A 26,409-nucleotide genomic window follows, 5' to 3' on the forward strand; every position below is an offset into this window, starting at 1 on the left:
ACGATGCTGCATTTCACCAGCGATCAGTTTGTTCAGTGGCTCGGGATCTATTTCTGGCCGATGCTGCGCATCATGGCGCTGATCTCCACCGCCCCCATACTCAGTGAAAAGTCGGTGCCTAAACGCGTCAAAATTGGGCTGGGCATCGTTATCACGATTATCGTTGCCCCTACCCTGCCAGCGGTGGATATCCCGATCTTTTCCCCGAATGCGATCTGGATTGCCCTGCAACAGGTGATGATTGGCGTGGCGGTCGGGTTTACGATGCAGCTCGCCTTCGCCGCGGTACGAACGGCGGGTGAACTTATCGGTTTGCAGATGGGCCTGTCTTTCGCGACGTTCGTTGACCCGGGCAGCCATCTGAATATGCCCGTGCTGGCGCGTATTATCGACCTGCTGGCGATGCTGTTGTTTCTCTCGTTCAACGGCCACCTGTGGCTCATCTCGATGCTGGTGGACACCTTCCACACGCTGCCGATTGGCGACAACCCGGTAAACAGCAACGCGTTTCTGGCGCTGGTGCGGGCTGCCGGGCTGATCTTCCTCAACGGGCTGATGCTGGCGCTGCCGATCATTACCCTGCTGCTCACCGTTAACCTCGCATTAGGTTTACTCAACCGAATGGCTCCGCAGCTGTCGGTATTCGTCATCGGCTTTCCGGTGACTTTGACGGTTGGCCTTTTATTAATGTCATTATTGATGCCACTTATAGCCCCCTTCTGCGAGCATTTATTCAGCGAGATATTCAATCTGTTAGCGGATATTGTCAGCGAACTTCCACGCAAATAATAACCCGCAGTGTTTGCAATGTCTTTCTGAGGATATTCCTAAAAATAATCTCGAAAAACATCTACCAGGATATATCTGACGCGGTTTAAATGTTTCTAACCACCTCACAATACTTAATATTTACTTTACTTTAAGATGATTCCTGGCAAATTATACGTAACTTTACGGGATAGTGAGTTCGCCTGAAAGTCTTTGTCATGCTCACAGGTTTTATTAGATTTTTTCCATCCCGTATGGCTGTTTATGAGCTCTCAGGCAGGTGGTGAATTATCGTTACGCATTGAGTGAGGGTATGCCATGTCAACGATCATTATGGATTTATGCAGCTACACCCGGCTAGGGTTAACCGGGTATTTAGCAAGCAGAGGGGTAAGAAAGAGAGACATCAACGATGCACACACCGTTGAAGAACTCGCAGCCGCTTGTGACGCCCACAAGCCCGGCGTGGTGTTTATTAATGAGGACTGTTTCATTCACGACCCCGCTAACAGTCAGCACATTAAGCAGATCATTAATCAGCATCCTAAGACCCTGTTTATTGTTTTTATGGCGATCGCCAATATTCATTTCGATGAGTATTTGTTGGTGCGTAAAAACTTATTAATCAGTTCGAAATCGATTAAACCAGAGTCGCTTGATGATATCCTGGGCGATTATTTGAATAAAGAAGTTAAGAATGTAGGGGCGATTAACTTACCCACCCTATCATTAAGCAGAACTGAATCAAGTATGCTAAGAATGTGGATGGCTGGACAAGGGACAATTCAGATCTCAGATCAGATGAATATCAAGGCAAAAACAGTATCGTCACACAAAGGAAATATTAAAAGGAAAATTAAAACGCATAATAAGCAAGTCATATACCATGTCGTACGCCTGACAGATAATGTGACGAATGGGATTTTCGTTAATATGCGCTAATTTGCACGGCCATGTTGTACCCTACCTTGATCTCTGGCCTGGCCAGAGATTTTGCTTTTCAGTAGCCGGAGCCGGGGAGAAGACGCCCCCGACGCCGCCCTATTCCGCCGTTTCCACAAAGATCCCATCCGGGTGCCCCAGTTCGTTGAAGAACCAGATGCCGAGCGGGTAATCTTCCAGCGACACCAGATACATTGTGCCTTCATTAAATTCTTCTATAGCCAGCACCACGCCCGGGCGGCGCGGCCCACCGTCCGTTTTGACGGTTACCCGATCGTTGACCTTCATACATTCCTCCTGTGGTTTTGAGCCAGTGTAGAACAAATTGCATTGCCTGGCATCGCCACCTGGCGCGAATGGCGTTTTTGTGTGCGGTCTATACTTAACTGTTGAGACGATTAAATGAGGAACCCGCCATGAAGACCGACAAAGAGTACAGCGACACCATTAAGCGTGAGGTTGAAGTGGATGTCGATGCCCTGCTTGCCGCCATCAATGAAATCAGTGAGTCCGAAGTTCATCGCGCGGAGGATAATTCCGACCGTGTCGTGGTCAATGGTAGGGATTACCATACCTACCGTGAACTGGCTGAAGCATTCGAGCTGGATATCCATGACTTTAGCGTCTCGGAGACGAACCGCTAAGGCGAAAAAAATCCCGGTCATGGGGATGACCGGGATCAAACTTGCTTATGCAAGAAGCACTTGTAAATTCGTTACACCAGGAAATCTGATGCAGGTAAGACATTATCCCCAACGGAATAGTCTTACAAGCATATATTCTCTTAGCGAATATTATATTTTATACATGTGAATTTTGGTTATGAGTATAAACATGCGCCGCCTGTGGGTTTGTCGGGATCGTTTCCACTTCAACGGCGCGTCAATGCCTGTTTTTTTAAGATTTATCTTAGGTGAAATCATCACCCGGGAGACGTTATGCCTTCGTTTGAGGAGACTCTGCTTGTTTTTACCGACCTCGACGGCACGCTGTTGGATTTTCACACACTCGACTGGCAGCCTGCGGCCCCCTGGCTGGAAAAGTTAATGGATGAACAGGTACCGGTCATTCTGTGTAGCAGCAAAACCGCGTCCGAGATGGATGACATCCAGCAGGAGCTGGGGCTTGGCGGGTTGCCCTATATTGCGGAAAACGGCGCGGTGATCCAGCCTGACGTACGGTGGGAAAACGCCGCACGGTTCATCTCAGAAAAGAAGCATGACGATATCCGGCAGTGTATTGCCCGGGTACGCCAGGAGATGCATCTGAAATTCACCACCTTCGATGACGTGGACGAGCGCGTGGTCGCCGAATGGACCGGGCTGAGCCGTCCCCGCTCGGTGTTTGCGCGTAAACACGAGGCTTCCGTGACGCTGATCTGGCGTGACAGTGATGAACAAATGGAACGCTTTGCCGCCGAACTCGCCCGGCAGGGGCTGAAGATCGTCCAGGGAGCACGCTTCTGGCATATCCTGGACACCTGCTGCGGCAAAGACGTGGCGGTTCACTGGCTTGTGGAACAGTATCGCCTGCACGAGGGTTCCGAACCGACGACGCTGGGCCTGGGCGACGGCCCCAATGATGCCCCGCTGCTGGACAGCGTAGGCTTTGCCGTCGTGGTGAAAGGCTTCAACCGGGAGGGTATCAGCCTTAAGAACAACGATCCCGCCCGGGTTTATCACACTCAGCACACCGGGCCGACCGGCTGGTGCGAGGGGCTTGATTACTTTTTGACGTGATCCTGCCAGATGACCTGGTTACGCCCGCGCTGTTTCGCCTCATACAGACGCGCATCGGCGGTGGATTGCAGATTTTCGAAGTGATAATTGCCCTTCTCCTGCGCGCCAGAGACGCCAAACGACGCACTTACGCGCAGGGTGGTACTTTTCTTAATCAGGATCTCTTTGCTGTCGATACGCTCGCGGATCTGCTCTGCGACTTCCGCCGCCTCTTCAAGCGTCATGCCCGGCAGCACCACACAGAACTCTTCGCCCCCGACGCGTCCGGCAATATCTTTAGTCCGGAGGGTGCTGGCAATCAGACCCGCGGCATGGGACAACACCTTATCACCCGCCTGATGCCCGAACCGATCATTGATGCTCTTGAAGCAATCAAGATCGATCTGAATGACCGAGAAAGGCAGCGACTGCTGTTCACACTGCTTCGCCAGCATTTTCGCCTGCTCGAACAGCGACCCACGATTATTCAGCCGGGTCAGAGGGTCGTGCCAGGCCTGCCATTGCAGCGAGTTCTGCATCGAATACATATTACTGACCATGCGCCGGATCACCAGCCATGAGATGAGCAGCATCGCGGTGAACAGCGCCCAAAGCAATGCCAGCACAATGCTGATGCTGCCGAAATCACCGCGCACCCCTTCGTCCAGGGTGTGCACGCGCAGGACGATGCCATCAAAATGGTCGAGACGCTCCCAGCTGACAAAACGACTCCCCAGGCGAATGCCGCCTTCAGAATCCGATTCTATCGCGTGCGCTATCTGCGCTAATTCGCGCGCGTCAAAATGATTAACGTCCGCAGCCGGTGATTCAGACGTTGCAAGCTGGGTAAGCCGACTGTCATACAGTTGGTATTCCCCTTCCGGGTTATCGCCCACGGCTTCCACCAGCAGGCGACGCAGGGTGGCAAAGGTGAAATCCATCGCCACCACGCCATACCAGACGTGATTGTAATAAACCGGCACGCTGGCGGTGATCAGCGGCTTTTTGCCGACAAAGGTGGAAGGCGGCGAGATAAACCAGCGCACGGCACGCGCACGGTTTTCACGCTCGGACTGTTGGGTAAACCAGGGCTGAGTGACCAGGTGGTAATAGCGCTGCACGATATCGCTGGAATTTCCCGGCGTATCCGTTTCCAGAAAGAATCCGGCGCGAGAGACATAAATCACGCGCTCTTCGTTGCGGGAAGGGCTGGATGCCAGACGCAGCAAATACCCCACTTCAAGCGCGGCGGACAGTTCATTATTAAGGTACTCATCATCACGGTTCAGAAGGGTCGTCTTTTCAACGAAGGCATCCGAAACACCGTTGATCGGTAACGTGCGCTGTTTATCAACCGCAATTTGCCAGCTGGGGGACGTGCGCAAATGCGCAAAACGCTTTACCGCATCATGCAGCACGCCAAACGCCAGCGGCGTTTCCAGGGCATCACGCATGCTGTGGCGAAAAAACAATAACTTATCGACGCTGAACTGAAGCTGTCTGTCCAGCGCACTGGCAACCGTTTCCAGATGGTTACGCTGGCTGGAGATATAAGCATCTTCCAGTACCACAACTTCGCGCCAGGTCAGGAGGGTGGAAAAGATCAGGACAACGATAAAACAGAAGTTAACAATCAAACGGGGATTGCTACGCTTATGCAGCCACTGCAAAAAAGATTGTTTTACAACAAAGGTATCGTGCTGCACACACACTCCCTGATTGTCGCTCACCATCCGATATGATAAGTCTTCTGCCAGTAAAAACGCCCGGCAAGGCCGGGCGTTGTGTGATTAAGCCTTGTCGCGTTTTTGCCTTTTATTAGCAGGCTGAAGCTCGTCTTCGCGAAAAGCCTCCCGCTTAATGCCGTATCCATCATGCCACCGACACTCCACCATTCCGCTGGAATACCCGGTGACGATCATACCTGGACCACCATTTTTGGGCTTAACTTCATCACTGATCAAAAAGACCATACCTGCCTCCTGTATCAGGGTGAAACGTTTTCAATTTAGACGAGGAATGGTCTTTTTGCACCCGGGGTCAGCAATAATTAATGCGATTTCCCGCGTACTTTTCCAACCAGCTTAACAACGGCTACCACAATCAGACCGACGATAAAGCCCAGCACGAGGTTAAGCAGTGTGGGCAGAATTGCAGCAACTACCGCTCCCTGGCCTGACGCAAAATGTTCAATCATGTGATGCAGCGAAGCAACACCGTGCACGATAATTCCGCCGCCGACCAGGAACATCGCCAAGGTTCCCACCACCGACAAGGTTTTCATCAGCCACGGCGCCAGCACCAGCAGGCTTTTCCCAATGCCGCGCGCAATTGCGCTGGATTTTTTTTCCAGCCAGAAGCCGATATCGTCCAGCTTGACGATCAGCCCGACCAGGCCATAAACCCCTATCGTCACGAGGATCGCAATGCCGGACAGGATCAGCACCTGGTTTATCAGAGGGGCATCTGAGACGATCCCCAGCGTAATCGCCACAATCTCGGCCGAGAGGATGAAGTCCGTGCGGATCGCGCCTTTGACCTTATCACGCTCGAACGTTTTTGGATCCTGCGCGGCCAGCGCTTCCAGACGCTGCTGGCGCATTTCCGGGGTGTCTTTCTCTTTGCGTGCAGCGAACATATGCAACACTTTTTCGGCACCCTCGAAGCACAGGAACGCCCCACCAATCATCAGCAGGGGCGTAATGGCCCAGGGTATAAAGGCGCTAATCAGCAGCGCCAGCGGAACGAGGATCACCTTGTTAATAAAGGACCCTTTCGCAACGCCCCACACCACCGGCAACTCACGGTTCGCCCGCACGCCGCTGACCTGCTGCGCGTTAAGCGACAAATCATCTCCCAGTACCCCGGCGGTCTTTTTCGCCGCCAGTTTTCCCATAACCGAAATGTCATCCAGCAAGGTGGCGATGTCGTCCAGTAATGTTAATAAGCTACTTCCTGCCAAAATCTCTTTCCTTCTTTTTTTGCTAATTAAGTGAATAGTATGGAACAAAACTCACCGCCCGGAAACTGGCACCTCGCGTCAACAAAAATTTCACATCAACAACACAATTAAAGCACTCGCCAGGCTGATAGTTTTGGCGTTAACTATGAGCGAACTTTTTATTTCGTCGTGAGGGACTATGCGTTTCCGGCATTTATTACCGCTCATTGGAGCACTCTTTTCCCTGTATATCATCTGGGGGTCCACCTATTTTGTCATTCGTATAGGCGTGGAAAGCTGGCCCCCGCTGATGATGGCCGGTATTCGTTTCCTTACGGCCGGCGTGCTGCTGATGGCGTTTTTATTGCTGCGCGGCCACAGACTACCGCCGCGGCGTCCCCTGCTTAACGCCGCCCTGATTGGCCTGCTGCTGCTGGCGGTGGGCAATGGCGCGGTAACCGTCGCCGAACACCAGAACGTTCCGTCGGGCATCGCCGCAGTAGTCGTCGCAACCGTGCCGCTGTTTACGCTCTGCTTTAGTCGCCTCTTCGGGATCCGCACCCGTAAGCTCGAATGGCTGGGCATCGCGATTGGGCTTGTGGGTATCATCCTGCTGAACAGCGGCGGTAACCTGAGCGGGAACCCCTGGGCTGCCGTTCTGATCATGATCGGCTCCATGAGCTGGGCCTTCGGCTCGGTCTACGGTTCACGCATCGAGCTGCCCTCCGGGATGATGGCAGGTGCGATTGAGATGCTCGCGGCAGGCATTGTGCTGCTGATGGCCTCCGCGTTGACGGGTGAAAAACTGGCGGCGATGCCAGACCTTTCAGGTTTCCTGGCCGTCGGGTATCTGGCGCTGTTTGGCTCCATTATCGCCATCAACGCCTATATGTACCTGATTCGCAACGTCTCACCGGCGGTTGCCACCAGCTACGCCTACGTTAACCCGGTGGTTGCCGTGCTGCTGGGTACCGGTTTTGCGGGCGAAGTGCTGTCGACGATTGAATGGCTGGCGCTGGGTGTGATTGTCTTTGCCGTGGTACTGGTCACGCTGGGTAAATATTTGCTGCCCGCGAAACCGATTGTCACGAGGTGTGAGGTGGAGAAACCGTGATCGGGTGAATGCCCTGGGTATCGATCTGCGCGGCCTGACCGCCGCCGCAGATCCACTCTTCCAGCCGCTCCGTCAGTTCCACGTCATTCAGCTTCATTCTTCCACGCAGCGCGCACTCCCAGACAATCAGCACCCGCCAGCCCTGAGCGTAAAGCTGAGAAACATCGCGTTTATCACGCTCGACGTTCCTGCCAATCTTCTCCAGCCAGAAGTCGGTGCGTGTCGCCGGGACTTTAAACAGATAGCAGTCGTGATGATGCCAGAAACAGCCGTGGGTAAAGATGATGCACTGGTACGCGTCGATGACGAAATCAGGACGCCCGGCAAGCGTGGCATCCTGAACCCTGAATTCAAACCCGACGGCGGTCAGGAGGCCCGCGATCCGTTTTTCAATCGCGGTATCACGCGTGCCGATGGCACGCATGTTTTTACTGCGCGTGGCCTTATTGTGAACGTCCGCCATCGACGGCCTCGCTCTGACGAAGCTGAACGGCCTTGCTGATGCGTGAGGCCAGCAGTTTAGCTACCGCGGCAAAGGCGGGCACCACCACCGAGTTGCCAAACTGACGATAGGCCTGGGTATCCGACACCGGGATGCGAAAACTGTAGCCCTGCGGCGTCTCAAAGCCCATTAAGCGGGCGCACTCGCGCGGCGTTAAGCGCCGCGGCCGGTGCTGTTGGTTCTGTGGATCGTCAAAATCTTTTTCGCCCAGCGCCTTATCCCAGCCGCGATCGATAAGAATTTCCGCACCATCTTTGTAATAGCGCGCCGACAGCGTACGCGTCACGCTGTCAGGATTAAGCGGATTGACCATGCCAAACCCAAAGCCATTGCCTTTGGCCTGATGCTTTTTGGCATAGCGATAGAGGTATTTCCACAGCACCGGGGTCAGAATGAATTTCGCATCGACGGCGGGCTCCAGCAGATCGGCCACCGTCGGGCGGCGCGCCGGATACAGCGAGGGCAAATCACGCAGCGTAAAATCGCCTTTCAGATTGAGATCGCGGCGGAAGCCCACCAGCACGATGCGTTCGCGGTGCTGCGGCAGGAAGTGTTTGCCGTCGATAATTTTCGGATCGTCCGGCCCCATGTCCTCTGCATCCGCCACGTCATAACCCAGTTCATCCAGCGTTTGCATGATAATGCGGAAGGTTTTGCCGCCGTCATGACTCTTTAAATTCTTGACGTTCTCCAGCACAAAAATTGCCGGGCGGCGGGCATCAATGATCCGGGCAACATCAAAGAACAGTGTGCCCTGCGTATCGCAGGCAAAGCCGTGTGCGCGTCCCAGCGCGTTCTTCTTCGACACGCCTGCCAGCGAGAACGGCTGACACGGAAAGCCCGCCAGCAGCACATCGTGCGCCGGAATAGTATTGCGAATGTGTTCGGCGGCCTCTTCATCGCTGACGCCGGTTTTGTGGCTCAGCGTGACATCCCGAATATCCGCGTTGAACTGGTGCGCATCGGGATCGCAGTACCAGTTGGCTTTATAGGTACGGACGGCATGTTTGTTCCATTCACTGGTGAATACACACTGCCCGCCAATAGCTTCAAAGCCATGGCGAATGCCGCCGATACCGGCAAAGAGATCGATAAAGCGAAAGGCATAATTTGGATGCGCAGCAGGAGGACGCGGCAGCAAATTTTGCAGATAGCGGAACTCACCGTCGCTCAGGCGGTGCCCTGCCCTGTCGCTTATCAGCAGCCGCTTGAGTATCGCCGGGCTCCAGTGGCTCTCGCCATGGGCCACCAGCTGGTTTGCCAGCGTTTTAGCATCATACATTTCCAGCAGCTGACGCAGGAGTGCCTGCACGGCTGCCGTTGATTTCTCAACCCGCTCAGGTGCGGGCACAGTCACTGATCGATTTTCCTGCATTCTCTTAACCGGACAATAAAGACAGAAAACAGAGTACCACAGTTCAGGATCGCACACTGCGACGGAAATGGGTCAATATCTGGCTGTCGGTTCCGAGGTAATCGCCCTGTAATTCGGCACTCAGCTTCGCCATAAACTGAATCAGAAAATCGGCATTGTGACGCGCAAGTTCGCGCCCCCGCGCGGTTTGCATGGTGTCAGGCAGGCGCAGGAGTTTGGTCTGAAAGTGGTCGAGCGCGAAGGCTTTATCATCCAGCGCTCGTGTTCCGGCGAACGGGTCGTCGGCATCAAACAGCGCGGCGCCCAGCGCACCGGAGACGGCAAAGACGCGCGCCAGGCCGATAGCGCCTAACGCCTCCAGCCGGTCGGCATCCTGCACAATTTTGGCCTCCAGGCTTTGCGGCGCGATACCGGCACTGAAGCTGTGCGCTTCAATAGCATGCTCAACGGCTGCATAACGATCCGGCGGAAAATCAGGAAAGTCGCGACTGAGGATCTCACGCGTTTTTCGCGCTGCCAGCCGCGAGGAGTGGCTACGTTCCGGGTGATTTTTCGGCAGGCTGACAATGTCATGGAAGTAGCATGCGGTCAGCACAACCAGCGGATCGCTATCCTCGTCAGCCATAATACCCTGCGCCGTCATCCAGACGCGGTGAAAATGGGCGATATCGTGCGCCGCATCATCAGTAAAATGATTTTCGTCGAGCCAGCGCTCAAAACGGTGTTGCCACTGCGCAAGTTCCATCATCCTGTCCTGTTGCTCAAAAGTGAGTGAATTATAATACACCCGAATTAAAATCCTTTATAAATAGAATTACGAAATACTTAATAATAATTACCCGCTATATTTTCAATGAATTAATTCATATGAAAAATAAAGAGATAAAAAGAAATATTTTGTAATATTTTTACCACTTTAATTACATTTATTTTTGAACCTAAATAATAATCCATAGAATAGTATCAGCCATGTAGTTACGGAGGGTAATTACATATATTCAGACAATTTATATTTAAAGGGAATATATAATGAAAAGAAAAGTTCTGGCAATTCTCGTACCCGCGTTATTAATGGCTGGCGCAGTAAATGCGGCGGAAATGTATAACAAGAATGGCAACAAAGTTGACCTGTACGGTAAGGTTGATGCGCGTCATACCTTCTCCGACAACCCTGGCGACGACGGCGATGAAACCTATGTACAGGTGGGTTTCAAAGGCGAAACGCAGATCACGAACGACCTGACAGGCTATGGCCAGTGGGAATATAAAACCTACGCTAACGACACCGAAGGCGCAGGGGATAAATCTTTCAACCGTCTGGCATTCGCTGGCCTGAAATATGGCGACTACGGCTCATTTGATTACGGCCGTAATTACGGCGTCGTGTATGACGTTGAAGCCTGGACCGATATGCTGCCGGTATTTGGTGGAGATTCTTACACCTGGACGGATAACTATATGGTTGGCCGTACTAACGGTGTGGCGACCTACCGTAACAATGATTTCTTTGGTCTGGTCGATGGCCTGAACTTTGCGCTGCAATATCAGGGAAATAATGAAGGTGGACCAAACGAAAATCAGGAAGGCACCAAAAACGGCCATGATGACGTTCGTTTCCAGAACGGCGACGGCTTCGGTATGTCTACCACCTATGACTTCGATTTCGGCCTGACGCTGGGTGCGGCTTATTCTTCCTCCGACCGTACTAACGACCAGGTCGCTTACGGCGCTGGCACCTATAACCGCTTCAGCAAATATGCTGGCGGTGAACGTGCGGAGGCGTGGACAATCGGTGCTAAATACGATGCTAATGATGTCTACCTGGCCATGATGTATGCGGAAACCCGTAACATGACTCCGTACGGCAACGATGGCATCGCCAACAAAACACAGAACTTTGAAGCCGTAGCGCAGTACCAGTTTGACTTCGGTCTGCGTCCATCCCTGGCGTGGGTCTATTCTAAAGGCATCGATTTGGGCGGTAACGATTATCACCCAGGCAATGGCTATGACTATGTAGACCAGGATCTGGTTAACTACATCGACGTGGGCGTGACCTACAGCTTCAACAAAAACTTCTCCACCTACGTTGATTATAAAATCAACCTGCTGGACGAAGATGATGCCTTCTACAATGACAACGGTATTGCTACCGATGACATCGTTGGCGTAGGCATGACCTACCAGTTCTAATCCCCATCAATATTAAAGCCCGCGATGCGGGCTTTTTTTATTTGACGCTGAAATATTACGGCGCTTCCTGCAAGGCCAGGCGAACAAACCCGTTATTCTGCGCCAGCAATTCATGCGCTTTCCAGGCATCCAGCCCCGTCAGCACCATCAGTACCGCCGTTTTGCACTGGTGGTTACAGCTTTCCAGCGCGGCCTTCGCCTGCGCCCGGCTACATCCCCCTGCTTCCATCACAATGGCAATTTGTCGTTCGGCCCATCTGGTGTTGCTTGCCTCCAGATCAACGCGCAGGTTGCTGTACACCCGTCCGGAACGTACCGCCAGACCGGTGGTGATCATATGCAGGATCATGCTTTGCGCAATGCCTGCTTTAGCGTTGGTATACCCAGCCACCACATCCGCGCCCAGATCGGGAGCAATGACCATGCTCGCCAGCTGCGCCGCTTCACTTTGCGCATCCTCCGTAATGAGCGCAACCGTTGAACCCAGAGACCACGCATGACGCATCGCGCCCCATACCCATGGGGTTTTGCCGCTGACGGACAGCGCCAGCATCATGTCATGCTCGCCAAATTCTATCGTCTGAAGGTCGGCAACGCCGCGCGCGTAGCTACCGGCGTGATCGCCTGCTGTCATCGCAATGACGGGATGTTTTCCCGGCGCAAACGCTTCTGCCGCCTGTTCAGCCACGCGTCCGGACGCGCCCGCGCCGGTCAGTACCAGACGTCCGCCGTGGCTAAGCGTCGCCGCCGCGTTATCCACCACGCGGGCCAGCATACTTAAGTGAGGGGTAAGTGCAGAAGAGATTTGCGCGTCATCCTGGTGTATGACGTTAAGCATATCCAGCGTCGATAATCTGTCGATGTTCGTGGTGCTGGCGTGCCGTCTTTCCCTGGCCGTACCGGTAAGCATAATGCTCATAAACTGCCTCCTTATTATGAGTACCCTCACACTATAAAGTGTTTTATATAGGTCACCTGAGAGGAGGCTCACGAAACGCCTCTCTTTACATGGCTTTATGAAACGCCCGTCATCAGCGATAATTAGCCCTTTCTTATTCATCGCGGAGTGTTAATGAGCGATTTGCAGCCCTTCCCCCCGACGCGCAAGCGCCCTATGAAGCTGAATACGCTGGTTACGCTGATGGTGTGCGCGATTATCGGCTCGGTGCTGCTGGTGGTCTTCGCGCTGTACTCTGTGCAGATCACCCGCGCCACGCGCGATGACGTGAAAGATACCGCGCTGGGTATCGCCCGGACGCTGGCCGACAGCCCGGAGATCAAGCGTGGCCTGATGGAATCGCCGCAGGCTGGCATCATCCAGCCGATTGCCGAGGCGGTGACGAAGCGCAACGACCTGCTGTTTACCGTGGTCACCGACCTGCGTGGGATCCGCTATTCCCATCCAAACGAAGCGCTGTTAGGTTTGCATTTTATTGGCGACGATCTGACGCCCGCCCTGGAAGGGAAAGAGAATGTCTCCGTTAACCGCGGCGCGCTCGCGGAAGCGCTGCGCGTCTTTACGCCCGTGTATGACGATCGGCACGACCAGATCGGCGTGGTGGTGGTGGGTATTTCGCTGAATAAAGTTGAAGATCAGATTGCCCGCGGGCGGCTCAACGCCGTTTGGACCATCTTATTCAGCGTTCTGATGAGCTCAGTGGCGATATGGGGTCTGGTCCGGGTTCTGAAACGTATCCTCTTCGGGCTGGAGCCTTACGAGATCTCCGCCCTCTTTGAGCAGCGCCAGGCCATGTTGCAGTCCCTGCGCGAAGGCGTGATGGCCGTGGATATGCACGGGCGCGTGACGATGATTAACCACACCGCCAGAGAAATATTACTCCTGACCTCGGGCCAGCACTCCGAAAGCAGCAGTGAACCACTGCTGGCCAGCCTGCGCGAAGTATCCAGGACCGGCATTGCCCGCCAGGATCAGGAGATCGGCTGTAACGGGCGGCTGCTGCTGTGCAACATGGTCCCCGTGAAAAGCCAGAATCAGGTGATCGGGGCGATCAGCACGTTTCGCGATAAGACCGAAATCAGCCAGTTAATGCAGCGTATTGATGGCATGGTCAGCTACGTTGATGCCCTGCGCTCCCATACGCATGAGTTTATGAACAAGCTGCACGTGATCCTCGGCCTGCTGCACATGAAGCGCTACGATAAGCTGGAGGAGTACATCATCCAGACCGCGCAGAATTATCAGACGGATATCGGCGCAATACAGCGCAAAGTTAAATCGCCGGTCATTGCGGGCTTCCTGCTGGGTAAAATTAACCGCGCTAAAGAGGCCGGAGTGACCCTGACGCTGGCGGAGGAGAGTCAGCTTCCCGACACCGCCAATGAAGAGCAGGTTGCGGTGCTGATCACCGTGCTGGGCAATTTAATCGAAAATGCCCTGGATGCGATGGAAGGCCAGCCGGAAGGCGAGATCGGCCTGCTGCTACATTATCAGAACGGCTGGCTGAGCGGTGAGGTCAGCGATGACGGTCCCGGCATTGATCCCGAGCGGCTGGAGGCTATTTTTACAAAGGGCTACTCAACAAAAGGTGAAAACCGCGGCGTTGGGCTGTTCCTTGCGCGTCAGCAGATCCAGAATCTGGGCGGAGATATTACCGTCGAGTCGGAGCCTGGCGTATTTACCCAATTTTTTGTTCAGATCCCCTGGGATAGCGAGAGGAATATCGCGTGATAAATGTGTTAATTGTCGATGATGACGCCATGGTAGCCGACCTCAACCGTCTGTATGTTAACCGCGTTGAGGGTTTTAGCTGCTGCGGCGTCGCTTCCACGCTCAACCAGGCCGAGGCGTTGATCGCCAACCCAGGCCAGCCGATCGATCTGGTGCTGCTGGATGTCTATATGCAGCAGGATAACGGGCTGGATCTGCTGCCCATCATCCGCGCGTCGGGCCGCCCGATTGATGTCATCATGATCTCGTCGGCCTCCGACGCCACAACGATCCAGACCTCAATGCACTATGGCGTGGTGGATTACCTGATTAAACCGTTCCAGTTCCCGCGTTTTGAAGAGGCGCTGAACGGCTGGAAGGCAAAGCGCAGCCTGATGGGATCGCATCAGTATTATGAACAGGCCGACGTCGACAGGCTGATCCACGGCGGCGCTCCGGAGCTGGCCGACAGCAAAAAATTACCGAAAGGCCTAACGCCGCAGACGCTGCGCACCATTTGCCAGTGGATCGACAGCCATCCGGAGATAGAATTTTCCACCGACGATCTGGCGAATGCGGTCAACATTTCCCGCGTCTCCTGCCGCAAATACCTGATCTGGCTGGCGCAAATTAATATCCTGTTCACCAGCATTCACTACGGCGCTACCGGCCGGCCGGTATATCGCTACCGTTTGCAGCCGGAACAGGTCGGCCTACTCAAACAGTACTGCCAGTAATTCGGTAGCTGTCGTCCAGAAGGGTAAAACGGAAGTGGTGCATCGAGGAGATCACCACTTCTTTTGTTTTGGTGACAAAGATGGCTTCAATATCGGGGCGCGAACGCAGCGCGGCGCAGCCCTTTTCCACGCCCATGCCGTAGATCAGCGTGGTCCAGATATCGCCGTCGAGGGAGTCTGGCGAAATAATCGTCACGCTGTCCAGTTCGTTATCCAGCGGGTAGCCGGTGCGTGGGTCAAGTATGTGGTGATAACGTTTGCCGTTCAGCTCGAAGTAGCGCTCATAGGTGCCTGACGTCACCACCGACCGGTTTTCGACCGTCATGGCGCCAATCAGCGCGTCACCGGCGAACGGTTTTTTCAGGCCGACGCGCCAGCCGCCCTCCGGCGAGCCTAACGTCTGGACGTTGCCGCCAAGGTTGATCAGCCCAAGTTCAACGCCCTCTTTATGCAGGTAATCCCGCACCCTGTCGGCGATATAGCCTTTAGCAATGGCCCCCAGATCGATCTCCATTCCCTGGCGAGTAAGAAACACGCTGCTGTTGGCTTCATCCAGCACCACGTCCGCAGGATGCGTGATGCCCAGCAAGGCGGCGATCTCGCCTGCGGGCGGTACCGCGTCCCCCTTAAAGCCAATTTTCCAGCGCTTCACCAGCGGGCCGATCGCCAGGTTAAAGGCGCTGTCTTTAAGCAGGCTGGCCGCTTTCGCGCAGCGGATCAGCTCGAACACCGGGCGACTGACGGCAACCGGATGCTGACCGGCCGCATGGTTGATGTCCATTACCTGGGAATGCGCTCGGTTAACGGTAAGCAGATCTTCGTACTGTTTGATCAGGCGAAACACGCGAGAGGCAAGCGCTTCGTCATGGGAAAAGAGTTTCAGGAGGATGGGCGATCCCATCAGAACGGCGGAGTAGCTGTAAACGCGATGGCTATCAGGCATTTCATGAGTCCTCAGATGTAGCCCCGGCAGGCACCGCGCCGCCGGGGAAACAGGAGCCTTACCGTGTTTTCGAACGCATAGCCGCCTGATGTCCTGCAAGCGTACCAAAAATAATGATATCTGCCACCGCGTTACCGCCGATGCGGTTACCGCCATGGATGCCCCCGACAACCTCACCCGCAGCAAACGCTCCCGGCAATACGTTGTGGTTGCTGTCCAGCACGCAGGTTTCTGTGTTAATGGTCACGCCGCCCATGGTGTGGTGAACGCCCGGTGCAATCTGAATGGCGTAGAACGGCCCTTCGTTGATTGGCGCACGCAGCGCGGTGGTGCGGCCGAAATCATCGTCGTGCTGTTTCTCCACAAAGCCGTTGTAGCGTTCCAGCGTTGCCAGGAACTGGTGGTGATCCATCCCCAGCGCTTCCGCCAGGGCTTTTGGCGAGCTGGCGCTGGTAACAAACCCTTTTGCGATGTACTCATCCGCGGCTTTGTTTTTGGCGCGAACATGCTCGTCAAAGACGATGTAAGCGTATTTCTCCGGCAGCGCGATGATCTGCGCCGAGACTTTGTCGCGGGTCGACATTTCGTTATAGAAGCGGTTGCCCTGCTGGTTTACCAGAATCGCCCCGCCGCCGCGGATGGATTCGGAAATCAGATACGACGTTTTCTGCTCAACGGTTGGGTGGATCTGAATTTCGCCCATATCCACGGTGCCCGCACCGATACGCTCCAGCAGCGCAATACCGCCTCCGGTCGCCCCTTTGTGGTTGGTGGTAACAAACCCTGCCAGATCCGGACGGTATTTCACCACCATCTGGCTGTTGGCGCTGAAGCCGCCCGTTGCCACAATCACGCTTTTGGTTGCCACGGTGAGGGTTTCGTTCTCTTCGGTGGTCAGACGCACGCCGGTCACTTCGCCATTTTCGAAAATGATGTCGCTCACGGAGGTATCCAGCATCACCTCGATGTTGCGCTTATTGACGTTACGCACCAGGCCGCTGATCAGATACCCGCCCACTGCGGAACCGTCTTTCGGACGGTGCGTACGGTCGATGCTCATCCCGCCGGTGGTGGTAATGTCGTTCAGCATAATGCCGCGCGTGGCCAGCCATTCGATGGCCTGCGGCGCGTTCTCGACAAAGCGACGCAGCAGTTCAGGGTCGTTCTTGTTGCCACCGCCTTTCAGACTTTCCTGGTAGAACAGCTCTTTGCTGTCCTGAATACCTTTCACGCGCTGGAAGCGGGTCTCCGCCGCGTTCATCCCGGCCGAGGCTTTAATGGTGTTCCCGCCGATGGTGGGCATTTTCTCGACGATCAGCACGCTCGCGCCTTCGTCATGCGCCTGAATCGCCGCTGCCAGACCGGCGCCGCCGCTGCCGACCACCACCACATCCACGCTTTTAGTCTCATTCGGGTCAGCGCCCTCTTCCGCCGCCAGCGCTTTGCTGGATTTCAGCATCGCCTTCGAGACCGCTTTTTTCACCGCCTCGCTCTGGCTGGTCGCGCCCGTAATCGCGTCCACGTGCGGGGTGTTGGCATCCAGAATACGGGTACGGATCTCTTCGAAGCTGGTGACAAACTCGACGTCTTCACTCGGGCCGGAGGCCAGTTCGATATCGGCGATGCGGTCGGTTTCGAGGCTGACGTTAATCACCAGCTCGTTAGCATCGTCCTGCACTTTTTCAATAAAGGTGCCCGGTTTGAATTTAGATTCGCCCATGCTCATGTCGCGGATCATCGCTTCCACCAGCGAGAAGCGCCACAGCGGTTCCGGGATGCTCAGTTCTTCGCGTCGGGTGCTGTCCATAAACAGCTCCAGGCTTTCGCCCGCCGCGATGCGATCGGTCCAGTCCGGATAGGCGATGGTGGCGCGGCCAACGGCAATCAGGTCGTAACCGTGATCCAGCGCTTCATTCACATCCGTGGCATTCACCACGCCGCCAACGCCCATTACCGGTACCTGCGCCAGCGTGTCAGAGCGCATGGCGCAGTATTTTTCGATAAGTGGCGTCGGGTCCTGAGTATCGACGATAGAAGGACGCAGGGCGGCGCCAAGGGAGAAGTGGAGATAATCCACCCCGCGCGCGGCCAGTTTTTCCAGCAGATACAGGGTGTCTTCGAAGCGAATGCCCGGGACTTCAAGCTCTTCCGGAGAGAAACGGTAGCCAATGATAAACGCGTCGTCCGCGTACTGGCGCACCATCTTGTGGGTAATGTCCAGCACCGCCAGCGGGAATTTCGCGCGGTTATCGCGGCTGCCGCCCCACTCGTCGTCGCGCTGGTTAGAGTTCGGGGAGAAGAACTGCTGGATCAGATAGGTATTCGCCCCGTGGATTTCGACGCCGTCGAACCCGGCCTGAATTGCGCGGCGCACGGCTTCGCCAAACTTGCCGATCATGCCTTCCACCTCTTCCGCGGTCAGGGCAACCGGCGTGGCGGCACCGTCACGCGGCGCGGCAACGGCGCTTGGGCCAACCGGCGTGCGACCGCCGATCAGTTTTGGGTCGACCATGCGACCGCCGTGGTAGATTTGCAGCAGGGCTTTGGAGCCTTTTGACTTAATGGCGTCAGCGATTTTTGCCAGCCCGGCGATTTTCTCGTCGTTATCAATACCAATTGCGCCCGGGAACGCCAGGCCGAGATCGTCAACAAAACAGCACTCAACGATGATGGTGCCAATGCTGCCAGCGCGGGCGCGGTAGTACTCCACCAGCTCGCTGGTCACGGTACCATCGTAATAACCGGTACAGGTTGTCATTGGGGCCATTAACAAACGGTTTTTCAGTTCAGTACCATTCGGTAATGTGAAGGGGCTTAAAATACGTTCGTTAGTGCTCATAATAGAAACTCCAAACTTTAAAAATTAAGAATTCGTTATCGGGATGATTTTTTATTTCGTGTTTTTTGCCGATGTCATGATAGTAATATAAAGCTTTTTTTAGTTTCCAAAGCCATTACGTTAGTTAATAAACTATTTAATCCCTTCGGTAACATTAATAACACATTGGTGTTAGCGGGAATGTTTCACCTGTTCACAATAATTTAAAAAAAGTTAAATTAGAAAAGGTCAAACCAATACACCACGCCTGGTAAAAAACCTTATAATACAACAACAAACAAAATCACCAAAATTTAAATGTTATAGTTTTGATACATAAAATGCGTAAAATCAGCGAATAACCACACTACTCAGAGTGGTTATTATAAAAAGTATAAAAATAGCCATTCAGTTCCGTTTTTTTGATCGCGATCAATAGTTATGGCATTCAAAAGAGCAATATAAAAACATCATCATTTTTTATTTAGCGCAAACCAAAATGCGTTAAATCGCTATTAGTGAAAACACAAATCCGCACCTTAAATAACTAAAAAAAGCAAAAAGGATATTTCAATCGAATTTGTGTTTTCGCCGGGCGACGAATTTTTGACAACTTAAGACGTGAAACTATGAATACAAAAACTGCTGTAACGCCTCCTGCGGCGAATCTGGCATCAAATGGAACAGCAAAACGACTGCTGATGATGGCTTTGCCCGTCATTGTTGCCGTCCTGCTGTTGTTTGTCCCCGTTCCGGAAGGGCTGCCGCCTTATGCGTGGCACTACTTCGCCATCTTTGTCGGCGTCATCGTCGGCTTAATTTTCGAACCGCTGCCGGGCGCCGTGATCGGTCTTACCGGCGTCGTGGCGATTGCGCTGTGCAGCCAGTGGGTACTCTTTAGCCCGGAACAGCTGGCTGACCCAAAATTCAAGCTGGCGGGCGCCTCCTTTAAATGGGCGGTCAGCGGGTTTGGTAACTCCACCGTCTGGCTGATTTTCGGTGCCTTTATGTTCGCCGCAGGCTACGACAAAACCCGCTTCGGCCGCCGTCTGGCGCTGATTCTGGTGAAGTACCTGGGCCGTCGCAGCCTGACGCTCGGTTACGCCATTACGTTTGCGGACCTGCTGCTGGCCCCGTTCACCCCGTCCAACACCGCGCGCAGCGGCGGGACCATCTACCCGATCATCGCCAACCTGCCGCCGCTGTACGGTTCAAAACCCAATGACCCAAGCGCGCGCAAAATCGGTTCATATCTGATGTGGGTAGCCATCACCGCGGCCTGTATCACCAGCTCGATGTTCCTTTCCGCTCTGGCACCTAACCTGCTGGCGCTGGCGCTGGTAAAAAGCACGGTTGGAATTGATATCTCCTGGGGGACCTGGTTCCTCGCCTTCCTGCCGCTGGGCATCCTGCTGATCCTGACCATGCCGCTGCTGGCTTACTGGTTCTACCCGCCGGAAGTGAAGGTAAACAACGAAGTACCGCTGTGGGCGACCCGTGAACTGGAAAAACTGGGCAAACTGTCGCGCAATGAGATCCTGCTGCTGGTGTTCGTGTGCTGTGCGCTGCTGATGTGGATCTTCGCCGCGGCGTGGATTGAACCGGCCATGGCTGCCCTGCTGATCGTTGGCCTGATGCTGTGGACCGGCGTGCTGGAGTGGAACGATATCACCGGTAACAAAGCCGCGTGGAATACCTTCGTCTGGTTCGCCACCCTGGTGGCGCTGGCGGATGGCCTCTCCTCCACCGGTTTTATCAGCTGGCTGGGTAAAGAAGGCGGCCTGCTGATGAGCGGTATCTCTCCGGGTGTCGCCACCATCGTGCTGCTGCTGGCGTTCTACCTGCTGCACTACCTGTTCGCCAGCACCACCGCGCACACCACGGCGCTGCTGCCTGCGATGCTGACCATCGCCTCCACCATTCCGGGCATGAATATGGAAGTGTTCGTTCTGCTGATGGTGACCTCGCTGGGCGTGATGGGGATCATCACCCCTTACGGTACGGGTCCAAGCCCGATTTACTACGGTAGCGGCTACCTGCCAACCAAAGACTACTGGCGCCTCGGCACCATCTTCGGTGCCATCTTCCTGGCGGCCCTGCTGCTGATTGGTTATCCGTGGATGTCCATGATGTTCTGATTCCTGACCGCCGGACATTTCCTCCGGCGGTTAAATTTTTGTGGAGCAAGCTATGTCAAACAAACCCTTTATCTACCAGAACCCCTTCCCCCTCGCGCATGACGACACCGAATATTATCTGCTGACCAAAGAGCACGTTTCCGTTGCCGAGTTCGACGGTCAGGAAGTGCTGAAAGTCGAGCCAGAGGCGTTGACCCTGCTGGCACAGCAGGCCTTCCACGACGCGGCATTTATGCTGCGCACCTCTCACCAGAAGCAGGTTGCGGCTATTCTGAGCGACCCGGAAGCCAGCGAGAACGATAAGTACGTTGCCCTGCAATTCCTGCGCAACTCCGAAATTGCGGCGAAAGGCGTGCTGCCCACCTGTCAGGATACCGGTACGGCAATCATTATGGGTAAGAAAGGCCAGCGCGTCTGGACCGGCGGCGGTGACGAAGCGGCGCTGAGTCAGGGCGTGTATAACACCTATATTGAAGACAACCTGCGCTACTCGCAGAATGCGGCGCTGGATATGTATAAAGAGGTGAACACCGGCACCAACCTGCCCGCGCAGATCGACCTCTACAGCGTTGATGGTGACGAGTATAAATTCCTGTGCATGGCGAAAGGCGGCGGTTCCGCCAATAAAACTTATCTGTATCAGGAAACCAAAGCGCTGATCACCCCGGCGAAGCTGAAAAATTATCTGGTTGAGAAGATGCGGACCCTCGGCACCGCGGCCTGCCCGCCTTACCATATCGCCTTCGTTATCGGCGGAACCTCAGCGGAAGCCACGCTGAAAACCGTCAAGCTCGCCTCTGCGCGCTACTACGATGGCCTGCCAACCGAAGGCAACGCGCACGGCCAGGCGTTCCGCGACGTCCAGCTTGAGCAGGAACTGCTTCAGGAAGCGCAAAACCTCGGCCTTGGCGCGCAGTTCGGCGGGAAATACTTCGCGCACGATATTCGCGTGATCCGTCTGCCGCGCCACGGCGCCTCCTGCCCGATCGGCATGGGGGTCTCCTGCTCCGCTGACCGCAACATCAAGGCGAAGATTAACCGCGAGGGGATCTGGATTGAGAAGCTGGAGCACAATCCGGGCCAGTATATTCCTGAATCCCTGCGCCAGCAGGGAGAAGGCGACGTGGTAAGCATTGATCTGAACAAGCCGATGCCCGACATTCTGGCGCAGCTTTCCTCGCACCCGGTATCCACCCGCCTGTCGCTGAGCGGCACCATCATCGTGGCGCGCGATATCGCCCACGCGAAGCTGAAAGAGCTGCTCGACAACGGGGAAGAACTGCCGCAGTACGTTAAAGATCACCCGATTTACTACGCAGGCCCGGCGAAAACGCCAGAAGGTTACGCGTCTGGCTCACTCGGCCCGACCACTGCGGGACGTATGGACTCCTATGTGGACTTACTGCAATCCCACGGCGCGAGCATGATCATGCTGGCGAAAGGTAACCGCAGCCAGCAGGTCACCGACGCCTGCCATAAGCACGGCGGCTTCTACCTCGGCAGCATCGGCGGCCCGGCGGCGGTGCTGGCGCAAAACAGCATCAAGAGCCTGGAGTGCGTGGCGTATCCTGAACTGGGAATGGAAGCCATCTGGAAAATTGAAGTGGAGAACTTCCCGGCGTTTATCCTGGTGGATGACAAAGGCAACGACTTCTTCCAGCAGATCCAGAATAAACAGTGCAAAGGGTGCTCACAGCGCTGAACGTTTCCATAACGCCGGAAGCAGCGACAGCGTATCGTTGATCAACCCGCGCTTGTCGCTGCCCGGCTTCCAGATAGTGACCATCGTCTGGCTTATCCCCTGGCTGCCCACTTCGGTGGGCAGCCTTTTTACATTTTTCCACTGCGTTGCCTGAAGATGGGTCGGCAAAAACCCCCAGCCGCAGCCCTGCTCCAGCAGGCTGCGCAGCATCTCCAGTTCGTTAGTGAAAAGCGTGTGCCCTGAAATTTGCAGGCGACGGGCAACCGGCTCGTCTGACGCGGGATGCATAATCACCTGTGGCACCAGAGAGAGATCGAGCAGCGACACCGGCGACGCAACCTCCGCAAAAAGCGCCGTTGCGGCGTAAAAATCCATTTCGATCGCCCCCAGCGCCCGCCACTCCATCTCATTGCCCACGCTGCGGTTGCGCGCCTGGCAGATCCCCAGATCGGCCTGACCGTTTGCCAGCATCGCTTCCGCCTCATCGCGCGATGCGCTGGTCAGGCTCAGGCGGATCTTTTTCGTCGCCAGTGTGGCAATCAGCGCCTGTAAAAAAGCTCTGGGGGTGAACGGATCGTAAGCGAGGGCAATGTCCTGCGTCGCGCTGTCCGGTACCGATCTGGCAAACGCCTCAAACGCTTTGACCTGGCGCATCAGCAGGTGCGCCTGTCGCTGAAGCTGCTCCCCCTCCGGCGTCAGGCGCAGGCTGCGCCCCTCCCGCAGGAACAGAGCGTAGCCCAGCCCATCCTCAAGGAAATCGATCAGATCCCGCAGGGTAGTACGATCTTTGCCGAGTTTACTGGCCGCCTTCATCAAACTGCCATGCTCAGCGACGGCGGTGAACGCCTCAAGCTGGGCAAAGGAATAGATCAGTGATGCCACGTCATTCTCCACGCGATTTTTACGGGGGATTTTCCCCCATAACGCGTTTTTTATTATAGGCCGCAGGTTCTTAAACTGAAGTCCTTCCTGAGCCAAACGAGATAAATATGAAAATCAAAACAAACCGCACGCTGCTCGCGGCGCTGGTTGTCAGCAGCCTGCTCTCGCCCGCTGTTATGGCGGCCTGCAACGGTACCGACCTCACCACCTGTCCGGCGCCTTTCGATGCCAGACTCCCGGACGCGCATACCATGCTCACCTGGAGCCAGGCCGATCGCGTGGTGGGCTTTCGCAATGACTACCGCAACTACGCGGGGGATGTGTTCCGCCACGGCAACGCTACGCCGCTGCTGCCCGCAGAAAAACCGCTCACCGATGCCCGCTATCAGGTGAAGGGTAAGAGTTACACTCTTCAGGATTACCTGAAACGCCAGAACGTCAGCGGCATGCTGGTGCTGAAAAACGGCAAAGTGGCCTATAAATACCTGGGTGAAGGCAATACCGACTCAACGCTCTGGACGTCGCGTTCCGTGGGCAAATCGGTGGTCTCCGCGCTGGTGGGTGCTGCAATTAAAGAAGGGAAAATCCACTCGCTGGACGACCTTGTCACCCAATACGAACCTGACTTAAAAGGCACCGCCTGGGAGGGCGTAACGCTAAAACAGCTCATCACCCACACCTCTGGCGTGGCGTGGAACGAAGATTACACCAACCCGCAATCTGACTTCGCCCGGCTTACCGAATGCGAAGCGAAGCCGGGCACCTACAACTGCGTGCGCACCCTGGTGAAAGGGTTACACCGTGAACACCCGGCGGGCGAAAACTGGTCCTATTCCTCGGGTGGCGCCTGGCTGTTAGGCGATGTGCTTGAGCGCGCCACCGGCATGACGCTCGCGGCGTATCTGGAGAAAAGCATCTGGCAGCCGTACGGCATGGCGAGCGACGGCGTGTGGCATGCCTACAGCAAAGGCCAGCACGACGTGGGTGCGCATGGGTTCAACGCCACGCTGGAAGACTGGGGGCGTTTCGGGGAGTTTATCCTGCATAACGGTACGCTGCCGGACGGGAAGCAGATCCTCCCCGAGGGCTGGGTGAAACAGTCCTCAGCCTGGACACAGGCCAAAGGATCGGTGTCCGACGCGCATCCGAAGGGGTTATACGGCTACCAGTGGTGGAACAACGAAGTACCAGCCACCGCCACACACGTGGAGCCGAAAGTCGAAAATTCGCTGAAGGATTCCCTGTGGGCGCTGGGTATTTTTGGTCAGATGATCATGGTTAATCAGAAAGAAAATCTGGTTATCGTCCAGTGGTCCACCTGGCCGCAGGCAGAGCCGTCATTCAGCGCCCAGCCGCTGGAAGCGTCGCTGATGTTTAGCGCGATTGCGAACGCGCTGCGCTGATAATCCCAAGCCAGGCCCCGCCTGGCTTCTCACCTGCGCGATGTCACAAAACAGCGATATCAGCAACTTAGCGAAATCGGGTAAATAAAAGATCACCGAAATGTTAAGTTATTGTTGAATATGTAAATACTGGTCAACGCTTTGTCATTAATGCACCACACGCATCAGTCCATGCGCTATTTGCGCTTATTAATTTCCACTTCCTGATCCAGTTTTCAGAAACAGACGAGCATAACGTCACTATAAAACTGGAGATAATCATGGTTTCCTCAACCTCACCTGCAACGCTTCGTGCCAAAGCGGGCGCGATTTTCCGCGTCACGTCGGGCAACTTTCTTGAGCAATTCGACTTCTTTCTGTTCGGCTTTTATGCCACCTACATCGCCCATACTTTTTTTCCGGCAAGCAGTGAATTTGCGTCGCTGATGATGACCTTCGCCGTCTTTGGCGCGGGCTTCCTGATGCGTCCGATCGGGGCCATTGTGCTGGGGGCTTACATTGATAAAGTGGGTCGCCGTAAAGGGCTGATCGTCACCCTGTCAATTATGGCCGCCGGAACCTTCCTGATCGTGCTGATCCCTTCTTACCAGAGCATTGGCCTGTGGGCGCCGCTGCTGGTGTTGACCGGCCGCCTGTTGCAGGGTTTTTCGGCAGGCGCCGAGCTGGGCGGGGTTTCGGTTTATCTGGCGGAGATCGCCACGCCGGGCCGCAAGGGTTTCTACACCAGCTGGCAGTCGGGTAGCCAGCAGGTCGCCATTATGATCGCGGCGGCGATGGGCTTCGCCCTGAATGTGGTGCTGGAAGAGAGTGCCATTCGCGAATGGGGGTGGCGTATTCCGTTCCTGTTTGGCTGTCTGATTGTGCCGTTTATCTTTTTCCTGCGCCGCAAGCTCGAAGAGACCGAGGAATTCAGCGCCCGTCGCCACCATCTGGCAATGCGTCAGGTCTTCACAACGCTGCTCGCCAACTGGCCGGTAGTCGTCGCGGGCATGCTGATGGTGGCGATGACCACCACCGCGTTTTACCTGATCACCGTTTACGCGCCGACCTTCGGTAAAAAAGTCCTGATGCTCAGCGCGTCGGACAGTCTTCTGGTCACGCTGCTGGTGGCGGTGTCCAACTTCATCTGGCTGCCGGTGGGCGGCGCGCTGTCGGATCGCTTCGGGCGTAAACCGGTGCTGATCGCCATGACGCTGCTGGCGCTGGCGACCAGCTATCCGGCGCTGACGATGCTGGCCGCAGCCCCGAGCTTCTCAATGATGCTGACCGTGCTGCTGTGGCTCTCTTTCCTCTACGGCCTGTATAACGGCGCGATGATCCCGGCCCTGACGGAGATCATGCCAGCAGAGGTGCGCGTGGCGGGCTTCTCACTGGCTTACAGCCTGGCAACGGCGGTCTTTGGCGGTTTCACGCCGGTGATTTCGACTGCCTTAATTGAGTACACCGGCGACAAAGCCTCTCCGGGCTACTGGATGAGCTTTGCCGCCGTTTGCGCCCTGCTGGCAACGCTTTATCTCTATCGTCGTAGCACGTTAATCCTGCAAACTGCCGTTAAGGAGTGATCC

22 protein-coding genes and 1 pseudogene are annotated in these 26,409 nt (G+C 55.2%); 12 read left to right on the top strand and 11 right to left on the bottom strand.

Translation table 11 applies throughout. The features are described 5' to 3' along the window. Positions 1-3: 3 nt before the first annotated feature. Together fliR and rcsA are read left to right on the top strand one after the other, a co-directional pair. A pseudogene (gene fliR / locus RS584_RS13415) lies at positions 4-796 on the top strand (flagellar biosynthetic protein FliR); the annotation flags it as partial. Between the two features lie 290 nt (positions 797-1,086). After that, positions 1,087-1,710: a transcriptional regulator RcsA gene (gene rcsA / locus RS584_RS13420; protein WP_003859584.1), complete on the top strand. Its 624-nt coding sequence runs from the start codon at positions 1,087-1,089 to the stop codon at positions 1,708-1,710. A 99-nt stretch (positions 1,711-1,809) separates the two neighbouring features. On the opposite strand, the gene dsrB is transcribed toward rcsA, so the two are convergent. Next, positions 1,810-1,998, bottom strand: a complete 189-nt coding sequence (gene dsrB / locus RS584_RS13425; protein WP_003859583.1) for a protein DsrB — start codon at positions 1,996-1,998, stop codon at positions 1,810-1,812. Positions 1,999-2,126: 128 nt separating this feature from the next. Between dsrB and yodD the strand changes: the two genes are divergently transcribed. Next, positions 2,127-2,354, top strand: coding sequence for a YodD family peroxide/acid resistance protein (gene yodD / locus RS584_RS13430; RefSeq protein ID WP_017383339.1), 228 nt, complete (start codon positions 2,127-2,129; stop codon positions 2,352-2,354). 294 nt (positions 2,355-2,648) lie between these two features. Continuing rightward, positions 2,649-3,449 (top strand): mannosyl-3-phosphoglycerate phosphatase-related protein, encoded by an 801-nt coding sequence (locus tag RS584_RS13435; RefSeq protein ID WP_315748032.1) that lies wholly within the window; start codon positions 2,649-2,651, stop codon positions 3,447-3,449. Here the strand turns inward: RS584_RS13435 and dgcQ are convergent. From dgcQ to RS584_RS13450, 3 genes are all read right to left on the bottom strand, one after another. Continuing rightward, positions 3,434-5,134, bottom strand: coding sequence for a cellulose biosynthesis regulator diguanylate cyclase DgcQ (gene dgcQ, locus RS584_RS13440; RefSeq protein WP_126340344.1), 1,701 nt, complete (start codon positions 5,132-5,134; stop codon positions 3,434-3,436). The two genes, RS584_RS13435 and dgcQ, sit on opposite strands and share 16 nt — an antisense overlap. 84 nt (positions 5,135-5,218) lie before the next feature. Beyond that, entirely contained in the window at positions 5,219-5,401 is a 183-nt protein-coding gene (locus RS584_RS13445) for a YodC family protein (RefSeq protein ID WP_003859574.1), read from the bottom strand. 77 nt (positions 5,402-5,478) lie between these two features. Continuing rightward, positions 5,479-6,390: a DUF808 domain-containing protein gene (locus RS584_RS13450; RefSeq protein ID WP_045342336.1), complete on the bottom strand. Its 912-nt coding sequence runs from the start codon at positions 6,388-6,390 to the stop codon at positions 5,479-5,481. A 178-nt stretch (positions 6,391-6,568) separates the two neighbouring features. Between RS584_RS13450 and yedA the strand changes: the two genes are divergently transcribed. Further along, a complete protein-coding gene (gene yedA, locus RS584_RS13455; RefSeq protein ID WP_045338589.1) occupies positions 6,569-7,483 on the top strand; it encodes a drug/metabolite exporter YedA in 915 nt (304 codons plus the stop codon). Here yedA and RS584_RS13460 read toward each other — a convergent pair. Genes RS584_RS13460 through RS584_RS13470 form a run of 3 tightly spaced genes read right to left on the bottom strand, consistent with a single transcriptional unit; the run spans position 7,455 to position 10,105 of the window. After that, positions 7,455-7,946 carry a very short patch repair endonuclease gene (locus RS584_RS13460; protein ID WP_017693140.1) on the bottom strand — a complete coding sequence of 164 codons (492 nt, stop codon included), beginning with the start codon at positions 7,944-7,946 and terminating at the stop codon, positions 7,455-7,457. The two genes, yedA and RS584_RS13460, sit on opposite strands and share 29 nt — an antisense overlap. Beyond that, positions 7,927-9,360, bottom strand: a complete 1,434-nt coding sequence (locus RS584_RS13465; RefSeq protein ID WP_086524581.1) for a DNA cytosine methyltransferase — start codon at positions 9,358-9,360, stop codon at positions 7,927-7,929. The genes RS584_RS13460 and RS584_RS13465 overlap by 20 nt, the downstream gene beginning before the upstream one ends. A 43-nt stretch (positions 9,361-9,403) precedes the next feature. Continuing rightward, complete coding sequence (locus tag RS584_RS13470) at positions 9,404-10,105, bottom strand: phosphohydrolase (RefSeq protein WP_033486933.1); 702 nt, start codon at positions 10,103-10,105, stop codon at positions 9,404-9,406. A gap of 284 nt (positions 10,106-10,389) precedes the next feature. On the opposite strand from RS584_RS13470, the gene ompC reads away from it, so the two are divergent. Further along, complete coding sequence (gene ompC, locus RS584_RS13475) at positions 10,390-11,553, top strand: porin OmpC (protein WP_193042592.1); 1,164 nt, start codon at positions 10,390-10,392, stop codon at positions 11,551-11,553. Between the two features lie 55 nt (positions 11,554-11,608). On the opposite strand, the gene RS584_RS13480 is transcribed toward ompC, so the two are convergent. After that, complete coding sequence (locus RS584_RS13480) at positions 11,609-12,472, bottom strand: N-acetylmuramic acid 6-phosphate etherase (RefSeq protein WP_165729996.1); 864 nt, start codon at positions 12,470-12,472, stop codon at positions 11,609-11,611. Between the two features lie 153 nt (positions 12,473-12,625). Here RS584_RS13480 and RS584_RS13485 point away from each other — a divergent pair, with 153 nt between their 5' ends. Both RS584_RS13485 and dcuR read left to right on the top strand, forming a co-directional pair. Next, a complete protein-coding gene (locus RS584_RS13485) occupies positions 12,626-14,242 on the top strand; it encodes a sensor histidine kinase (protein WP_315748033.1) in 1,617 nt (538 codons plus the stop codon). After that, the gene (gene dcuR / locus RS584_RS13490; RefSeq protein ID WP_045339044.1) at positions 14,239-14,958 is read left to right on the top strand and encodes a two-component system response regulator DcuR; all 720 of its coding nucleotides are present in this window, start codon (positions 14,239-14,241) and stop codon (positions 14,956-14,958) included. The genes RS584_RS13485 and dcuR overlap by 4 nt, the downstream gene beginning before the upstream one ends. Here the strand turns inward: dcuR and RS584_RS13495 are convergent. Beyond that, positions 14,939-15,901: an FAD:protein FMN transferase gene (locus RS584_RS13495; protein ID WP_315748035.1), complete on the bottom strand. Its 963-nt coding sequence runs from the start codon at positions 15,899-15,901 to the stop codon at positions 14,939-14,941. The two genes, dcuR and RS584_RS13495, sit on opposite strands and share 20 nt — an antisense overlap. A gap of 58 nt (positions 15,902-15,959) precedes the next feature. Beyond that, on the bottom strand, positions 15,960-18,740 hold the full coding sequence (locus tag RS584_RS13500; RefSeq protein WP_315748036.1) for a flavocytochrome c: 2,781 nt from the start codon (positions 18,738-18,740) through the stop codon (positions 15,960-15,962). Positions 18,741-19,348: 608 nt separating this feature from the next. Here RS584_RS13500 and RS584_RS13505 point away from each other — a divergent pair. Both RS584_RS13505 and fumA read left to right on the top strand, forming a co-directional pair. Further along, positions 19,349-20,857, top strand: a complete 1,509-nt coding sequence (locus RS584_RS13505; protein WP_017383327.1) for an anion permease — start codon at positions 19,349-19,351, stop codon at positions 20,855-20,857. 52 nt (positions 20,858-20,909) lie between these two features. Further along, complete coding sequence (fumA, locus tag RS584_RS13510; protein ID WP_045333373.1) at positions 20,910-22,559, top strand: class I fumarate hydratase FumA; 1,650 nt, start codon at positions 20,910-20,912, stop codon at positions 22,557-22,559. On the opposite strand, the gene RS584_RS13515 is transcribed toward fumA, so the two are convergent. After that, on the bottom strand, positions 22,548-23,453 hold the full coding sequence (locus tag RS584_RS13515) for a LysR family transcriptional regulator (protein WP_315748037.1): 906 nt from the start codon (positions 23,451-23,453) through the stop codon (positions 22,548-22,550). The two genes, fumA and RS584_RS13515, sit on opposite strands and share 12 nt — an antisense overlap. Positions 23,454-23,548: 95 nt before the next feature. Between RS584_RS13515 and RS584_RS13520 the strand changes: the two genes are divergently transcribed. After that, entirely contained in the window at positions 23,549-24,844 is a 1,296-nt protein-coding gene (locus tag RS584_RS13520) for a serine hydrolase (RefSeq protein ID WP_315748038.1), read from the top strand. 260 nt (positions 24,845-25,104) lie between these two features. After that, entirely contained in the window at positions 25,105-26,406 is a 1,302-nt protein-coding gene (locus tag RS584_RS13525; RefSeq protein ID WP_032648822.1) for an MFS transporter, read from the top strand. Positions 26,407-26,409 lie beyond the last annotated feature (3 nt).

This window comes from Enterobacter sp. DTU_2021_1002640_1_SI_PRY_ASU_LCPMC_013 (assembly GCF_032389435.1).
GTDB classification, from domain to species: domain Bacteria; phylum Pseudomonadota; class Gammaproteobacteria; order Enterobacterales; family Enterobacteriaceae; genus Enterobacter; species Enterobacter hormaechei_C.

Bases quoted from the DNA above. Each gene is read 5' to 3' on its own strand.
- ompC (WP_193042592.1), top strand. From the start codon at position 10,390: ATGAAAAGAAAAGTTCTGGCAATTCTCGTACCCGCGTTATTAATGGCT.
- RS584_RS13480 (WP_165729996.1), bottom strand. From the start codon at position 12,472: ATGAGCATTATGCTTACCGGTACGGCCAGGGAAAGACGGCACGCCAGC.
- RS584_RS13470 (WP_033486933.1), bottom strand. From the start codon at position 10,105: ATGGAACTTGCGCAGTGGCAACACCGTTTTGAGCGCTGGCTCGACGAA.
- RS584_RS13445 (WP_003859574.1), bottom strand. From the start codon at position 5,401: ATGGTCTTTTTGATCAGTGATGAAGTTAAGCCCAAAAATGGTGGTCCA.
- RS584_RS13525 (WP_032648822.1), top strand. From the start codon at position 25,105: ATGGTTTCCTCAACCTCACCTGCAACGCTTCGTGCCAAAGCGGGCGCG.
- RS584_RS13495 (WP_315748035.1), bottom strand. From the start codon at position 15,901: ATGCCTGATAGCCATCGCGTTTACAGCTACTCCGCCGTTCTGATGGGA.
- fumA (WP_045333373.1), top strand. From the start codon at position 20,910: ATGTCAAACAAACCCTTTATCTACCAGAACCCCTTCCCCCTCGCGCAT.
- rcsA (WP_003859584.1), top strand. From the start codon at position 1,087: ATGTCAACGATCATTATGGATTTATGCAGCTACACCCGGCTAGGGTTA.
- yedA (WP_045338589.1), top strand. From the start codon at position 6,569: ATGCGTTTCCGGCATTTATTACCGCTCATTGGAGCACTCTTTTCCCTG.
- RS584_RS13435 (WP_315748032.1), top strand. From the start codon at position 2,649: ATGCCTTCGTTTGAGGAGACTCTGCTTGTTTTTACCGACCTCGACGGC.
- RS584_RS13505 (WP_017383327.1), top strand. From the start codon at position 19,349: ATGAATACAAAAACTGCTGTAACGCCTCCTGCGGCGAATCTGGCATCA.
- RS584_RS13465 (WP_086524581.1), bottom strand. From the start codon at position 9,360: ATGCAGGAAAATCGATCAGTGACTGTGCCCGCACCTGAGCGGGTTGAG.
- dsrB (WP_003859583.1), bottom strand. From the start codon at position 1,998: ATGAAGGTCAACGATCGGGTAACCGTCAAAACGGACGGTGGGCCGCGC.
- RS584_RS13460 (WP_017693140.1), bottom strand. From the start codon at position 7,946: ATGGCGGACGTTCACAATAAGGCCACGCGCAGTAAAAACATGCGTGCC.
- RS584_RS13500 (WP_315748036.1), bottom strand. From the start codon at position 18,740: ATGAGCACTAACGAACGTATTTTAAGCCCCTTCACATTACCGAATGGT.
- yodD (WP_017383339.1), top strand. From the start codon at position 2,127: ATGAAGACCGACAAAGAGTACAGCGACACCATTAAGCGTGAGGTTGAA.
- RS584_RS13485 (WP_315748033.1), top strand. From the start codon at position 12,626: ATGAGCGATTTGCAGCCCTTCCCCCCGACGCGCAAGCGCCCTATGAAG.
- RS584_RS13520 (WP_315748038.1), top strand. From the start codon at position 23,549: ATGAAAATCAAAACAAACCGCACGCTGCTCGCGGCGCTGGTTGTCAGC.